Raw genomic sequence first — 1045 nt, forward strand, 5'->3', positions numbered from 1 at the left:
CGAACTTGGTCGGGTCGACCTTGCCGGCGATCGCCGATTGGACGGCGGTGACGATCTCGTCGGCCTTGGCCGTTGCCGCCAAGCCGGCGGCCTGGGCGAATTTGGTGCGATCGGCAACGACGGTGTTTACCGCCGCCAGGATCTCGTCCGGCTTGGCCGTTTCGGTAAGGCCGGCAGCCCTGGCGATCGACGTGCTGCTGGTCAGGTGGGCGTTGATGGCGGCAACGATGCCGTCTTCATTGGTGCCTTTGGCAAGACCAAGGGCGGCAAGGATCTTATCCATGCTGGCTCCATTTTCGTTTGAGGTGAAAAGTGCACTCGCCGCGACCGCGACCAAGTCGAGGTTCGGCGTGTTCGTCAGGCCGGCCATACGGATGGCGAGCACCCGGCCGGAGGTTTTCTCGTGAAAGAAAACGGGCGAGAGATAGCGGTACTCTTTTGCCTTGATCGCGGTTGCCGCTGCGGCGGTCCATTCGACCCGGCCATAGATGCCGTCGTCCTGGACCTTCAGCTCCTTGATCCAGCCGGCAGCCGGCGCTTTGCCGCCGACGCCGGGCACCGCGCCGAAGATGGCCTGGTGGTCATAGTCGATGACTGGTTCGGTCGAGCCGGCGAGCTGCCGCGAGTTGGCGGCGATCTGTTCCATCGACGCCTTGTCGCCTGTGGTCCATGGACCTTGGCCGTTGCGGCCGGTGAACGTGCCGGCCGGTACAAGCTGAAGCCAGATGTCGCCTTCCGCGTCGACGGCGGTCAGCGCCGTCGAGTGCGAAGCGACCAGGGCGGCCGAAAGAAGTGCGGCAAGTGCGTTGTGCATCGCCGGACATTGGCCCGGCCGCTGCCTTCAAATCATGCCCGCCATGGCGGGCGGTGGTCGATGCCTGGGGGATCGAACTGGCGGGACTGGTGCTGAGCTGTCCGGCCGCCGAATTCGCAGCTGAACGGTAGCCGACAGGCGGCCGAGCGGCAAGCTATCAAAGATTCGTTTTCACCATTGCCTCGCTCGCCGCCGGATGGGCCCTAAAATCGGTTTTGAACGGGTCTACAG

The 1045-nt window shown here is 64.3% G+C and carries 1 protein-coding gene; it reads right to left on the reverse strand.

Going from position 1 to position 1045, the window contains the following annotated elements:
- Positions 1 to 814, reverse strand: an 814-nt coding sequence (locus EN932_RS36830) for a phage protease (protein ID WP_128369560.1), incomplete at its 3' end; no start/stop codon positions are given.
- Positions 815 to 1045 lie beyond the last annotated feature (231 nt).

The organism is Mesorhizobium sp. M7A.F.Ca.US.002.01.1.1 (genome assembly GCF_004022955.1).
Lineage (GTDB): Bacteria > Pseudomonadota > Alphaproteobacteria > Rhizobiales > Rhizobiaceae > Mesorhizobium > Mesorhizobium ciceri.